Origin of the sequence: Silvibacterium acidisoli, from assembly GCA_022870745.1 — a bacterium.
GTDB lineage: Bacteria > Acidobacteriota > Terriglobia > Terriglobales > Acidobacteriaceae > Silvibacterium.
Genome location: CP085323.1, coordinates 1,999,381 through 2,013,033 on the forward strand (window position 1 = coordinate 1,999,381; position 13,653 = coordinate 2,013,033).

Consider the following 13,653-nt stretch of genomic DNA (forward strand, 5'->3'; position numbering starts at 1 on the left):
GGCCCGGGCCGCATCTAAACTGGCTTAGAATGCCCACCGCGCACGTTCTTATCTGGACTATCTCTCTCGCCAGCATCGTCTGCATGCTTGTCAGACCCCGGCGCATTCCTGAAGCCGTATGGGTTTCGGCCGGTGCGCTGCTGTTGGTGCTATGCAGGCTGCTGCCTATTCCCGCAGCGTTTCATGCCGTAGCCAAGGGAGGGGATGTTTATCTTTTCCTGACGGGCATGATGCTGCTGGCGGAGCTGGCCCGGCACGAGGGCGTCTTCGACTGGCTGGCGGCCATCGCGCTGGGCCATGCGGAAGGTTCCGCTTCGCGATTCTTCGTTCTTGTCTACGTGACGGGCGTGGGGGTGACGGCTCTGCTCTCGAACGATGCGACGGCGGTGGTGCTGACTCCTGCCGTGTTGGCGGCGGTGCGGCGGGCGCAGTTGAAAGATCCCAGACCCTACCTGTTGGCCTGCGCATTTATTGCAAACGCGGCGAGCTTCGTGCTGCCGATCTCAAACCCTGCAAACCTTGTCATCTATGGCAATCACATTCCCGCGCTTGGGCCGTGGATGAAGATCTTCATTCTGCCTTCGATCATCTCGATCGTGGCGACATATTTCTGCATCCGCCTGCTGTCGCGCAGTGCTTTGCGCGAAACGTTGCATCGGCCTGAAGAGCAGGTTCCGCTATCGCCGACGGGCAGGCTTGCACTGTTCGGCCTGGCGCTGGCCTCGGTGGCTCTGCTGGTGGCCTCAGGCCTGGGTATGAACCTGGGAGCACCCACCTGCGCTGCCGCTGCTGTCGCGGTCCTCGTCGTTACCTTCAAAGAGAGAGCCGCGTTTCCTCGCGTGATTCGCGGTGTCTCGTGGAGCGTTCTGCCGCTGGTGGCGGGGCTCTTTGTATTGGTCGAGGGGCTGAATGGCACGGGAATGACGGCGCTGACACAGCGCGGGATGCAGGCTGTGCTTTCGGCAGGACAGGTAACGGGTTCGCTGGCAGCTGCGGGCGCAGTGGCGCTGCTCTCAAACCTCATGAACAACCTGCCGGTCGGCCTGATCGCCGGTGGAGCGCTCGAGCATGCGCAGCAGGCCGCGCGGCTGGTGCCCTCCGTGCTGATCGGTGTGGATCTTGGCCCGAACCTTTCGGTGACTGGATCGCTGGCGACCATCCTGTGGCTGATCGCGCTGCGGCGCGATGGAGTGGAGATCAGCGGCGGGCAGTTTCTGAAAGCGGGTCTGTTGGTGATGCCGGTGGCGCTGGTGTTGAGCGTGCTGGCATTGGTGCACTGAAGCTGCGATGTTCAGACCCGGGCAAGGTCCTGCAACATGTCCCTGATTTTTAGCGCCGAATGTAGCGACGTCCCGTGATTTCGTAATCTCCGGAAATCACGCGGGCGATGGCTTCGCTGTAGGCGATGTGTTCCTGGACGAGAATCCGTTCCGCCAGCCTGTGCGCGTCGTCTTCCGGCTCGACGGCAACGACCTTCTGCAACACGATGACGCCGTGGTCCAGTTCTTCGTCGACGAAGTGGACGGTGCATCCGGCGACCTGCGCTCCGTAATCGAAGGCCTGCTGCTGGGCGTCGAGGCCGGGGAAAGCAGGCAGCAACGACGGATGAATATTCAGGATGCGCTGCGGGAAGGCCTGGACGAAGCCGGGCGAGAGCAGGCGCATGTAGCCGGCGAGGCAGACGAGGTTGACCTGATGCTCGCGAAGGGTCGCGATGATTTCCTGGTCGTGCTCGGCTCGCTTGCGGCCTTTTGCCTCGACAGCAACGGCCTTGATGCCGCGCTCGCGGGCAGATTCCAGCCCCGGAGCATCGGCTTTGTTCGAGATGACGACGGCGATCTCGCAGCCCTTCAGATGGCCCTGCGCGATGTTGTCAGCGATGGCGAGAAAGTTGGAGCCGCGGCCTGAGAGCAGAATCCCGAGCCGCGCTGGAGACTGGAGGCTCAACTGTAGGTCACCTTACGCTCGCCTTTGCCGATGCGACCGATTACGTAGAACTTTTCGCTGGCGCGATCGAGCATTCCCTTGACGCGCTTAAACTTTTCGGCCGGGATGACGGCGATCAGGCCAATGCCCATGTTGAAGGTGCGCAGCATCTCTTCCTGCTCGACATTGCCCAGTTCGCGCAGGTGTTCGAAGATGGGCAGCACCGGCCAGGAACCGAGATCGATCGAAGCGCAGGTGCCCTTGGGCAGGATGCGCGGCAGATTCTCCGTGATGCCGCCGCCGGTAATGTGCGCCATGCCGACGGTCAGGTCGGATGCGACCAGCTTCTGAATGATGCCGAGGTAGCTGCGGTGGGTCTTCATCAGCGCGGCTCCGGCCTTTTCCTTGAGGGCGTTCACATACTGCTCGGGCTTGTACTTTGCCACTTCGAAGAAGAGCTTGCGAGCCAAGGAGTAGCCATTTGTATGCAGGCCGGTCGAGGGCAGACCGATCAGTACGTCGCCCGCCTTGATCTTTGAGCCGGTGATCACCTTATCGCGATCGACGACGCCGACGATGAAGCCGGCCAGGTCGTACTCGCCGTCGGTGTAGAAGCCGGGCATCTGGGCGGTTTCGCCGCCGATGAGGGCGCAGCCGTTGGCACGGCAGGCTTCAGCAAGACCGGTTACTACCTTTTCAGTTACTTCGGGCTCGAGAATGCCGCTGGCCAGGTAATCGAGAAAGAAGAGCGGCACCGCGCCCTGCACGGCAATATCATTTACGCAGTGATTGACCAGGTCGGCGCCCACGGTGTGGTGCACATTCAGGTCAAATGCAACTTTCAGCTTGGTTCCCACGCCGTCGGCGCTCGAAACCAGCACGGGATTCTTATACTTGACCGTGTCGAGCTTGAAGAGGCCGCCGAAGCCACCGATTTCGCTGAGAACGTTCTTGGTGAAGGTTCGCTGCGCCAGATACTTGATGCGCTGCTTGGTGCGGTCGCCGCTGGAAATGTCCACGCCGGCATCGGCATACGTAACGGAGGGCTTCTTTTTCTTCGATTCTGGCAAAGGCTTCTCGAACGGTGAAGTTAGGGGGTTGGCGGAAGGCCGGAAACCCAAGTTTAGCACCGTGAGGGCGCGAAATGGCAGACTGGTAACTGGCCGATAGGTAACGGGAATCGATGAAACTGCTGACCAAATTCCGAAAGCCGCATCCGTTGGCGCTCGCCGCTGCCTCGAGCGGGCTGCTGGAGCTTACCGAATCTTTCTGCGAGGCCGAGGGACTGCGGCTTCGTGCGCGCCGCCTTCGCGAGCTCTTCGCCTTCATCTGGAATCGGCCAACCGACCGCGCGTTCACGGCCAGCCTGATTGCCTGGATACGGCTACTGGAGCAACGGCCCGGGCTACGGCTGCGATTCCAGCAGGTTTGGCTGGCGATGCTGGCCGACCTGGACTCGGTGCCGCTGCTGGCCGATGCGGGAATCTCTGCCCGCCATGCGCTGCTGAGCGAGGCGACGCAACGTCTTTTTGAGCGGCTGCTGCCGTCTGCGCGCGAGGACGCGGATACCTCAAGGCTCTTCGGTGCTCTCCTCGGCTCTCCGGCTGCACTGGAACGGTTTCGCGGCATCGATGGCTTTGTCTTTACAAGGCTGGCGCAGCTTTTCTGGCCGCCGGAGGGCCTGAAGGCCCAGCCGGGCCTGCGGGAAGATCTGCATCGGGCGCTGCGGCTGCTGGCGGCACGGCTGGCCGGGCGCGGTGCCAGCCCGGCGATTCGGCAGCGGAGCCGCGTAACCGAGGTCGAACAGTCGCCCTTTTACCGCATTGTTTTTGCGACAGAGAATTTTGTCCGCGCCGAGAGCTCGGACGAAAAACGCGAGCATTTTCACGCGTGGCAGGGGGCCATCGACGCTTGCCGCGACGAGTTGAAGCAGGTGCATCTGCAGATGGAGGACTCCGGCGTGAGCACGGCGCTGATGTTCGACATCACCAGCATGGAGACGGCGCTCGACCGCATGGAACTTATCGGCGCGACGCTGGTCGATCACACCGAGAAGCCATCTTTTGCTGCGCGGCAGCTGCTGAACACCCTGGCCTCCGGACTGGTGCAGGATCGCCGCATCTCGGCGCTGGTGAGGCAGAATCTGAACCTGCTGGCGCGCAAGACCGTCGAGCGTACGGGCCATGGCGGAGAGCATTACATTGCGCACTCCCGCCGCGAATACTGGCAGATGTGGCTGGCCGCGATGGGCGGCGGCCTGCTGACGGTCTTTACCGCGGCAGTCAAGCTGCATGCCATCGAGCTGCATCTGCCTTTCTTCGTGGAAGGGTTTCTGATTGGGACCGACTACGCGGTCAGCTTCATCCTGCTGCAGATCTTCGGCCTGGCACTGGCTACCAAGCAGCCTTCGATGACGGCGGCGACGCTGGCTGGCATCATCCGGGAAAATCGCGGCGTCTCCCGCTGGAGCAAGATCGCGAATTTCGCCGCAGCCATCAGCAGCACGCAATTGGCGGCCGCGCTGGGCAACGTGCTGGCCGTGTGTGCCGGAGCGATAGCCTTCGAAAAACTATGGCAGAAGCTCTTTTCCAGGCACTATCTCGACCCGGCTGCGGCCAAGCATGTTTATGAGACGCTCCACCCCTTCACTTCAGGAACGGCGATCTATGCGGCAGTAACCGGCATCCTGCTGTGGCTGGCCGCGCTTGCAGGTGGATGGTGCGAGAACTTTATCGTCTTCAACCGCGTGCCTGCGGCGATTGCACAGCACCCCATCGGCCAGCGCGTGGGCGTGGCCCGGATGCGGCGCATCGCCACCTGGCTTGAAAAGAACGCAGGTGCGTGGAGCACGAGCATCGTGCTTGGCTACCTGCTCGGGCTTACACCGGAGGTAGCGCGCTTCTTCGGCATTCCGCTCGACGTGCGCCACGTCACGCTGAGCACCGGCATGCTGGCATTGTCGGCTGCGCGCTATGGCACATCGGCCTTCGGAAGCAACTGGCTCTACTGGGCTGTAGCCGGCATCGGCATCACCTTTGTGCTGAACCTGGGCGTAAGCTTTGCGATTGCGTCAATTGTGGCGCTGCGCGCGTATAACGTGCGGCAGGGCGAACGGATTTCGATTCTGAAATACGTGCTTGGCCAGCTGGTGCGGCATCCGCAGCGGTTTCTGTATCCGGCAGGCAGCGAAGAGGAAAAGACCGCGGGCGAGTTGCCTTTGGCCGATACAGCGGCCAAAGACTAGATGCTGCGGCTAAATTGACTGGGATAAGAGCAGATCCATCGCTTCGTTCGGGGATGACAACCTGATTTCTAACCTTTTGTCATTCCGAACGAAGTGAGGAAACGGCACCTGGCGATGCCTGCCAGCGCGAGCGTTTCGGGATTTCCCGCTGCGCCTGGAAAGACATCACCTCGACATCACCTCAAGGATCAACCCTGAGCCTGGATCATCATCACGTCCAGCTCGAAGGAAAGATCCTCGCCCAGGCTGAAATACTCTTTCACCTCGGCAGGGGTCGTGCCCCAGAGCGTACGAATGGCGTCCACGCCGGATGCGGACGTGTTCATGCGGGAGATCCACGATGAAAACTCAATCGGCAGGCGCCAGCTGGTGACAAGCGTCGGCGAGAGCTTTACACCTTCGAAGAACGCGAGCCATTCCTGCTCGGTGTAATCGCGTACGTGCGAGGGGTCGCGGAGCAGCTCCACCGCCTGGATATGCGTGTCGAGCAGCGGCTCGGGACCGCCTGCAACATCGATGAAGCAGACCTGGCCGCCGGGCTTCAAAACGCGCCGCACTTCACGCATGGCCGCGCGGACATGCTTCCAGTGGTGTGCGCTGTAGCGGCTGATGACCCAGTCGAAGGAGGCATTCTCAAAAGGAAGCTGCTCCGCTGAGCCTTGCACGGTATGCAGATTGTCGAGGCCCCGCTTCTTCGCTTCCGCTGCAACGACCTCGAGCATAGCCGGGGTCAGGTCATAGGCGGTCACGCTGGCGGCCGCGGTTGCGGCGGCGAAAGAAGCATGCCCGCCTCCGCAGCCCAGATCGAGCACCTTCGCACCCTTCGTCGCGCCGATCAGCTCCGCCAGTTTCCGCAGGTCTTCACCCTGGGAGTGTACGGAGCTGTTGAGGTACGCCTCGGCACGTGGGCCGAAGCTCTGTTCGACGGAGCCTGCATGTTTCATCGCTAATCCTTCTGGTGGAAGACGTGATCGTTGATGTCGGGCCAGAATTCTTTAAACATGAAGGTGCCGCCGTCGAGCACGACATTGGTGAGCCAGCGCTGCCCGACCTTCGTCCATGTGCGGTCGATGGTTGGGTAGTACAGACTTGATATGCCCGAGGCCGCACCTGCGCCAACGATTTCCGATGTGTTGAAGGTCTCGTTGCCGCCGTCCGTACGTGTGATCAATACGCGTGAAAAGGAGTAGCCCGCCCGCTTCACAAATCCGCCGCTGCCCTTGGTGTAGTAACGGGGATCCTGGTGGAGCGCTGCCGGAAGAAAGAACTCGACCAGGAAGTTCTCATCGGTCTGGTCGGCATAGGTATGCCAGTAATAGCGTGCATAACCGGCCGCACCCTGGTGGAACTCGGGATAAGAATTCTCCGCCATGGAAACGCCCGCCAGGCCGCCGGCAAATATCAGGGCCGAGTAATCGAAGCTATCCTCGGCTGCGCCGACAAACTTGTCTTTTACCGACATGGGAGGCAGCTTGGTATTTGCCGACACGGAGCGGAAGTTAGGCACGATGCCCAGGATGCGCTTGGTCTGCTTGCCGCTGCCGTCGCCATTGCTGGCTGTGGCAGGCTGTGGCGCTGGCTGCTGCTGAGAAGCGAAATCGGGCGCGTCGGGAAGGTTCGCCGCGGTGTCGTGCTCGGGTGCCTGCGCGAAAACAATGGATGCGTTGCACAGGCAAACTCCCAAAAGCACTACAAAAAACACGGCATATTTCTTGGTCGAACTGTTTTTCTTACCTAAAGTCATGTCTCTATGATTCTTCCGAAAGGATTTACGGTTCAGGAAAACGCTGGTGCCTCGGTGATTGGACGGCGAAAACACCTATAAAGAAGCGCCCGGGGCGGCAAAATTCGCCCGGTGCTATGCTCCCTAGAGCATGCGCCGGTCATCTATCTGGTTCCTGATCGCTTTTCTGTGGCTGATTGATGCCATTTTGACGGCGATCCGCCACGGCGCCCGCCCGGCGGTGCCGGCGGCGCTCGTGACTATCGTATTTCTGGCGATAGGTGTTTTTATGAGATCGCGGGAGAACCGCAACCGTCCCAACTATCGCTTTAAGTAGCTGGGGCGCTTTAAGTAGCCAGCAGCCCAGAGTAAACAGCCATCCCCGCGACCGCATCGACGTCGATGGCATCGAGTGCGTCAATCTCTGCCTGTTCACGGATTCCGCCTGCCACTATCAGTTGCCGCCGGGTCAGCTTGCGCAAAGCGGAAGCGCGTTCCATGGGAAAGCCCTGCATAGTGCCTTCGGTATCGACGTGGGTGTAGAGAAACGCGCCGCAGTAGGGCTCCAGCTGGGCAATTGCCTCTTCAGCCGAGAGGCTGACGTTTTCCTTCCATCCTTTTACGGCGATCCTGCCTGCTTTTGTATCAATGCCTGCGACAAACCGGTCGTGGCCGATCGCCTGGGAAATCGACGCAGCAGTGTCGAGATCGACGCCAGATTGCTGAAACAGCACCGAACCGAAGATGACGCGCTTCGCGCCAGCATCGAGTAAACCCTGGGCCTGTTCAGGGGTGCGGATGCCGCCACCCACCTGGCAGGGCAGGCGTTTCGCTATCTGTTCGATCAGAGACCGGTTGTCTCCCTGCCGCATGGCGGCGTCGAGATCGATGAGCTGGACGAGGGGATAAGCGGCGAAGCGGTTGATCCAGTACTCGAAGTCGTCGAAGGCGAGCTTGAGCTTTTCACCCTGCACGAGCTGGACGATGCGTCCGCCGAGCAGGTCAATAGAGGGAATCAGCATGGGAGCCTCATGGGAATGCCGGAGCGTGCGATCTCCTGCTTCAGTGTGCGGGCATCGGAGATGCCGAAGTGGAAGATGCTTGCTGCGAGCGCCGCATCGGCCTTGCCGGCTGCGAAGACCTCGGCAAAATGTGCTGCATTGCCTGCGCCGCCTGAGGCGATGACGGGAATCTGCACGGCCTCGCTGACCGCGGCGGTGAGCTCGCAGTCAAAGCCGTTGCGTGTGCCGTCGGAGTCCATCGAGGTCAGCAGGATCTCCCCTGCGCCGCGCTGCTCGGCTTCGCGTGCCCATTCGACGGCATTGCGCCCGGTGGGCTTGCGGCCCCCGGCAACAAAAACTTCAGCGCTTGCGGGCGACTGGCCTTCACGGCGTGCGTCAATGGCGACGATCACAGCCTGCGCGCCGAAACGCGATCCGATTTCGTCGATCAGCTCCGGGCGGCGCAGCGCTGCAGAGTTCACGCTTACCTTATCTGCGCCAGCGTCGAAGACCGCCGAGGCATCATCGAGTTCACGGATACCGCCGCCAACGGTGAACGGAACGAACAGCTTCTTCGCGGTGCGCTGCACGGTGTCGATCAGGGTTTTGCGTCCTTCGTGCGTCGCGGTGATGTCGAGCAGGACAATCTCGTCAGCTCCGGCTTCGGCATGGCGAGCGGCCAGTTCTGCCGGATCTCCTGCATCGATGATGTCGACAAACTGTATGCCCTTCACCACGCGGCCATCGCGAACGTCGAGGCAGGCAATGATTCTTTTCGTCAGCATGGCAGCTCCACGAAGTTGCGGAGGATTTGCAAGCCTACCGCGCCGGACTTCTCCGGATGAAACTGCACGCCCATAATGTTCGCGCGCTCCACCCCCGCGGTGAAGTCTCCGGCGTAATTTGTAACTGCTACAGTATCCTGCGTCACCGGCGCGCGATAGGAGTGGGTGAAATAGACGAAGCTATCGTCCTCCACCCCCGCAAAGAGCTTCGAGCCTTCGCGCACGCGAATCGAGTTCCAGCCGACATGCGGCACCTTCTCTTCTGTCGCGAAACGCTCGCAGGTGGCGTCGAAGGCTGCAAAGCCCGTTGTTTCCGGAGCTTCAGTGCTGCCTTTAAAGAGCCATTGCAGACCGACACAGATACCGAGAAACGGCGTTCCCTGGGAAGCCTTTTCTGCGATGGCCGCCTTCATGCCGCTGCTCTCGAGCACCGCCGTTGCCTGGAAGTGCCCGACGCCTGGAAGCACGATCTTTTCTGCTTTACGCACCACCTCGGGATCTTCGGTCGCGACGGCATCGGCGCCGGCTGCAGCCAGCGCCTTCATCACCGAAGTGAGATTGCCCGCTTTGTAATCGATGACTGCGATCACAGCAGGCCTTTCGTGGAGGGCAGCATTTCGCCGAGCTGCTTGTCACGCGAGCAGGCTACGCGCAGTGCACGTGCGAAGGCTTTGAAGAGCGCTTCGATCTTGTGGTGGTTCGACCGGCCATACATTGTCTTGATATGCACATTTGCACGTGCGCCCCGTGCAAAACCGTCAAAGAAATCGTCAACAAGCTCCGATTGCAGATCGCCGACGAGACGTGTCTTCACCTTGGTCTTAATGACCGATTCAACGCGCCCGCTGAGGTCGACGGCGGCGAGTCCAAGCGTTTCGTCCATGGTCATGACGAAGTAGCCGGCACGCCAGATGCCGCGCTTGTCGCCGAGCGCCTTATCGAAGGCCTCGCCAAGCGCGATGCCGACATCCTCTACCGTGTGGTGCTGGTCCACATCGAGATCGCCCTTGCAGGTGAGCTCAAGATCGAAGGCGCCGTGGCGCGTGAAGAGCTCAAGCATGTGATCGAAAAAGCGAATGCCTGTAGAGACCTTGTACTTTCCCGAGCCTTCAATGGCCAGCTTCAGTTCGATCTGTGTTTCAGCGGTCTTGCGGTCGATTGTTGCAGTCCGTTTTGATCCCGTCTCAACGGCTTCTGTTTTTGCTGATTTCTTCTTCTTCATGCCTGGTCTCCGTTCCATCCGATTTCGTTGAGCACAGCCTTCATGGCCTCAATGGCCGAGGCTGTCTGTGCCTGCGTGCCGAGCGTGATGCGGACGCAGCCTTCGCATCCGGGATCGCTCGAGCGGTCGCGTGTGAGTACGCCGCGCGCGCGCATGGCTGCGGCAAATGCTGAGTGCTTTGGGCCGATGCGCGTGAGCAGAAAATTCGCCTGCGAGGGCCAGTAGGGTACACCCAGATCTGTAAGCGCTGCCGCAAGCTGTTCGCGCGATGCCAGCACCTCGTTGACGTAGTTATTGAGATAATCCTTGTCGTCCATCGCAGCGGGCAGGCAGGCGAGCGCCAAACCATTCACGCTGTAAGGCGAGATGACGCGGCGCAGCCAGTGCATGGCTTCCTCACCCGCGGCGAGCATGCCGAGGCGCATATTCGCGAGGCCGTAGGCCTTCGAAAATGTACGCGCGACGATTACATTTGGCACGCGTCCTACCAGGTCGAGAACCGTTTCGCCGTGGAAGTGGAAATAAGCTTCGTCTACTAACACCATTGCCTGCGGCGCGGCGTCGATGATGCGCAGAATGTCTTCGCGTTTTACCGCCTTGCCAGTCGGACTGTTGGGGTTGGCGATGGCGATGACTCGCGTGGCCGGGCGAATCCTGCGGAGGATCGCTTCTACTGGAAATTCGAAGCCGTCCTCGGCAAGTACTTCAACAAGTGTTGCAGGTGTTGCCGATGCATAGACCGCGTACATGGAGTACGTGGGCACGGGCAGCAGCATCTCGGTGTCCTGCTCGAGATAGGTCTGGCACAGGACGTGAATCGCTTCGTCGACGCCGTTCGTCAGCAGCACCTGCTCCGGTGCCAGGCCAAGATGCGAAGCAACCACCGCTTCGGCGCTGCCGCGCTCGGGATAGACCGTCAGCTGCGCGCCGGAGATCTTCCCCAATACTTCGAGTACGCGCGGCGAGCAGGAGACGGTGTTCTCGTTGAAGTCGAGACGCAGCCCGCTGCGGTCTCCGAGCGGCGGATGGTATTCCTTCATGCGCTGGACAACGGAAGTCGGCACAGGGCCGCTGGCGATGATGTCACTCATAGCGGCTCCTGACCCTGATTGCCTCGGCGTGCCCGGTTAGTCCCTCGGCTTCCGCCAGCTCGATGGCAAGAGGTGCGAGGCGCTTCAATCCCTGCGCGTCATACTGCTGCACGGTGATGAGCTTTAGAAAGTCCATGACGCTCAGACCGCCGCGAACGCGGGCGATGCCGCCGGTAGGCAGCGTGTGGTTTGGGCCGGAGATGTAGTCGCCCAGTGGCTGGGCCGATTCATTGCCGATAAAGATCGAGCCTGCATTCTGCACCCAGGCAAGATCGGCATCGCTATCGACGGTGAGATGTTCGGGTGCGAGCGCATTGGTAATCTCGCGTGCCTCTTCGACGGACTCCGTAACAATGGCGAAGCCGTTGTTGCGAATGGCCTGCGCGGCAATCCTGTTGGTACGCACACGGAGTTTGACGTCGGCAACGACTAATTTGGCTAATGCTTCGTTCGTGGTTACGAATACGGCGAAGGCATCGGGATCGTGCTCGGCCTGTGCGATGAGATCGGAAGCGATTGCTTCGACATCGCCGGTCTCGCTGGTGACGACGATCTCGGTTGGGCCTGCCAGCATGTCGATGGAGCAGTCGAAGGCGACCAGGCTCTTGGCTGCGGTGACATACGCATTGCCGGGCCCGACGATCTTGTCCACTTTTGCAATCGTGGCGGTGCCATAAGCGAGAGCCGCTACACCCTGCGCTCCGCCGGTTCGGTAGAACTCGGTGACGCCGAGCATATGCGCCGCTGCAAGCGTCTCAGGCGCAGGCTTCGGGGAGATGACGACGATCCTGGGAACGCCTGCGACCTGTGCGGGCACTACCGTCATAAGTAGCGTCGAAGGCAGCGGATAGCGGCCGCTGGGAACATAGCAGCCGACTGCTCCCAGTGGACGCACCTGCTGGCCTACGGTAAGGCCGGGAACCGGCGAGAAGCTGAAGTCGCGCGGGCGCTGCTTTGTCGCAAAGGCTCGGATATTCTTCTCGGCCTGCTTCAATGCCTGCTTCAGGCTGGGCGAAGCCGCATCCCACGCGGCCTTCATTTCTTCTGTAGAGATCTGTAACGGTGTCTGTTGCGAGAGACCATCAAACTGCTTGCCGTAGCGGCGCAGGGCGGCATCGCCACCCTTACGCACGCTCTCGACGATCTTGCGGGCAGCGGGCACGGCGCGCATGTAGGCATCGCTGCGCCTTGCTACCAGCGTTGCGATGCGCTCCCGCGCTGCCTTTGCTCCGCGACCTTTTGTGGAGATGAGCTTCATGCTTACAGCACCACCTTGTTCAGCGGGTATTCGACGATACCGGTCGCACCCGACGATTTGAGTTTCGGAATCACCTCGCGCACGACGCCTTCTTCCAGAATCGTACTGACAGCAACCCACTTTTCATCGGAGAGATTGGAGACCGTCGGCGAATTCAGCGCAGGCAGCACGCCGAGGATAGCGGGCAGGTTGGCCTTCTCGACGTTCATCATCAGGCCGACGCGGCCTTGTGCATCGATAGCGGCGTTGAGCATCAGCGCGATGTTGTCTATCTTCTGCTTCTTCCAGGCTTCGTTGTACGCGGCGGGATTGGCGATGAGATGCGTCTCGCTCTCCATCAGCGTTTCAATGATGCGCAGGCGGTTGGCGCGCAGCGAGCTGCCGGTCTCCGTTACTTCCACGATCGCGTCGGCCAGCATGGGAGGCTTCACTTCCGTTGCGCCCCAGCTGAATTCAACCTTCACGTTTACGCCTTTTTTCTCGAAGTAGCGCTTTGAAACTTCAACGAGCTCAGTGGCGATGACCTTGCCTTCGAGGTCTTCTGCCTTCTGGTAGGGCGAGTCTTCGGGAACGGCAAGCACCCACTTCACCTTTTGGCGGCTTTGCTTGGAGTAGACGAGGCTGGTCACGCTGGTGACGTCGAGCGCATTTTCAACGACCCAGTCGATACCGGTAAGTCCGGCGTCGAGCACGCCCTTGGCAACGTAGCGCGCCATCTCCTGCGCGCGGATCAGCATGCATTCGATTTCGGTGTCGTCGATCGAAGGAAAGTAGGAGCGGCCGTTGGCATAAATGCGCCAGCCTGCGCGCTCAAACAATGCGATGGTGGCGTCCTGCAGGCTGCCTTTGGGAATTCCGAGACGAAGTTTATTTGGCATCGGCCACCTCCACGGGGATGGGGCGGGTGAAGCAGCTCACTGTGCCTTCGTGGCAGACGAGGCCATCGCCGTCGACGGTGACGCGGAAGAGCAGCGTGTCGCGGTCGCAGTCGGTCGATACATCGACGATGCGCAGGCGGTTGCCGCTGGTTTCGCCTTTCATCCACAGCTTCTGGCGGGTGCGGCTCCAGAAGGTGACAAAGCCGCTTTCGAGGGTCTTTTTGTAACTCTGATCGTTGAGAAAGCCGACCATCAGAACCTGTCCGGTGTTTACGTCCTGAACGATGCCCGGGACGAGGCCGTCCATCTTCTCAAAATCGATTGCCGTAGCGTCTGTCGTTGTCTCTGTCATGTTCCTTCAGTCCTGTGATTTGCTGTGCCAACGCAAAAAGCCCGCCGGGGCTGTGCGCGCCGGCGGGCTTTGGTTTCTGATCCTGTGATGTGGGCTTTTAGATCAAGCCAGACAGGTCCGCCGACACGCTCGTCACGTGATGATGGTGGTGATGACGATGGTGAAGATGAACC

15 protein-coding genes are annotated in these 13,653 nt (G+C 60.6%); 3 read left to right on the forward strand and 12 right to left on the reverse strand.

Annotated features, from left to right (window positions below):
• Positions 1-29 precede the first annotated feature (29 nt).
• Positions 30-1,280 carry an arsenic transporter gene (locus tag LJD29_RS08225; RefSeq protein ID WP_446745274.1) on the forward strand — a complete coding sequence of 417 codons (1,251 nt, stop codon included), beginning with the start codon at positions 30-32 and terminating at the stop codon, positions 1,278-1,280.
• Between the two features lie 49 nt (positions 1,281-1,329).
• Here LJD29_RS08225 and purN read toward each other — a convergent pair whose 3' ends face one another.
• Complete coding sequence (purN, locus tag LJD29_RS08230) at positions 1,330-1,947, reverse strand: phosphoribosylglycinamide formyltransferase (RefSeq protein ID WP_446745275.1); 618 nt, start codon at positions 1,945-1,947, stop codon at positions 1,330-1,332.
• Entirely contained in the window at positions 1,944-2,996 is a 1,053-nt protein-coding gene (gene purM, locus LJD29_RS08235; protein WP_446745276.1) for a phosphoribosylformylglycinamidine cyclo-ligase, read from the reverse strand. Before purM ends, purN begins: the two co-directional genes overlap by 4 nt.
• A gap of 113 nt (positions 2,997-3,109) precedes the next feature.
• On the opposite strand from purM, the gene LJD29_RS08240 reads away from it, so the two are divergent.
• Positions 3,110-5,170 carry a transporter-like protein gene (locus tag LJD29_RS08240; protein ID WP_446745277.1) on the forward strand — a complete coding sequence of 687 codons (2,061 nt, stop codon included), beginning with the start codon at positions 3,110-3,112 and terminating at the stop codon, positions 5,168-5,170.
• 188 nt (positions 5,171-5,358) lie between these two features.
• On the opposite strand, the gene LJD29_RS08245 is transcribed toward LJD29_RS08240, so the two are convergent.
• Positions 5,359-6,114 (reverse strand): class I SAM-dependent methyltransferase, encoded by a 756-nt coding sequence (locus tag LJD29_RS08245; protein ID WP_446745278.1) that lies wholly within the window; start codon positions 6,112-6,114, stop codon positions 5,359-5,361.
• 2 nt (positions 6,115-6,116) lie between these two features.
• A complete protein-coding gene (locus tag LJD29_RS08250; RefSeq protein WP_446745279.1) occupies positions 6,117-6,914 on the reverse strand; it encodes a hypothetical protein in 798 nt (265 codons plus the stop codon).
• Between the two features lie 130 nt (positions 6,915-7,044).
• Between LJD29_RS08250 and LJD29_RS08255 the strand changes: the two genes are divergently transcribed.
• Positions 7,045-7,230, forward strand: a complete 186-nt coding sequence (locus LJD29_RS08255) for a hypothetical protein (protein ID WP_446745280.1) — start codon at positions 7,045-7,047, stop codon at positions 7,228-7,230.
• A 10-nt stretch (positions 7,231-7,240) separates the two neighbouring features.
• Here LJD29_RS08255 and LJD29_RS08260 read toward each other — a convergent pair whose 3' ends face one another.
• From LJD29_RS08260 to hisI, 8 genes are read right to left on the reverse strand one after another with little or no spacing between them, the layout of a single operon-like run.
• Positions 7,241-7,915 carry a 1-(5-phosphoribosyl)-5-[(5-phosphoribosylamino)methylideneamino]imidazole-4-carboxamide isomerase gene (locus tag LJD29_RS08260; protein WP_446745281.1) on the reverse strand — a complete coding sequence of 225 codons (675 nt, stop codon included), beginning with the start codon at positions 7,913-7,915 and terminating at the stop codon, positions 7,241-7,243.
• Entirely contained in the window at positions 7,909-8,679 is a 771-nt protein-coding gene (gene hisF / locus LJD29_RS08265) for an imidazole glycerol phosphate synthase subunit HisF (protein ID WP_446745282.1), read from the reverse strand. The genes LJD29_RS08260 and hisF overlap by 7 nt, the downstream gene beginning before the upstream one ends.
• Complete coding sequence (gene hisH, locus LJD29_RS08270) at positions 8,673-9,269, reverse strand: imidazole glycerol phosphate synthase subunit HisH (RefSeq protein ID WP_446745283.1); 597 nt, start codon at positions 9,267-9,269, stop codon at positions 8,673-8,675. The genes hisF and hisH overlap by 7 nt, the downstream gene beginning before the upstream one ends.
• Complete coding sequence (gene hisB / locus LJD29_RS08275; RefSeq protein ID WP_446745284.1) at positions 9,266-9,901, reverse strand: imidazoleglycerol-phosphate dehydratase HisB; 636 nt, start codon at positions 9,899-9,901, stop codon at positions 9,266-9,268. The genes hisH and hisB overlap by 4 nt, the downstream gene beginning before the upstream one ends.
• The gene (hisC, locus tag LJD29_RS08280) at positions 9,898-10,992 is read right to left on the reverse strand and encodes a histidinol-phosphate transaminase (protein WP_446745285.1); all 1,095 of its coding nucleotides are present in this window, start codon (positions 10,990-10,992) and stop codon (positions 9,898-9,900) included. Before hisC ends, hisB begins: the two co-directional genes overlap by 4 nt.
• Complete coding sequence (hisD, locus tag LJD29_RS08285) at positions 10,985-12,250, reverse strand: histidinol dehydrogenase (protein WP_446745286.1); 1,266 nt, start codon at positions 12,248-12,250, stop codon at positions 10,985-10,987. The genes hisC and hisD overlap by 8 nt, the downstream gene beginning before the upstream one ends.
• Positions 12,251-12,252: 2 nt before the next feature.
• Positions 12,253-13,128: an ATP phosphoribosyltransferase gene (hisG, locus tag LJD29_RS08290; protein WP_446745287.1), complete on the reverse strand. Its 876-nt coding sequence runs from the start codon at positions 13,126-13,128 to the stop codon at positions 12,253-12,255.
• Entirely contained in the window at positions 13,118-13,480 is a 363-nt protein-coding gene (gene hisI, locus LJD29_RS08295) for a phosphoribosyl-AMP cyclohydrolase (protein WP_446745288.1), read from the reverse strand. The genes hisG and hisI overlap by 11 nt, the downstream gene beginning before the upstream one ends.
• Positions 13,481-13,653: the final 173 nt, after the last annotated feature.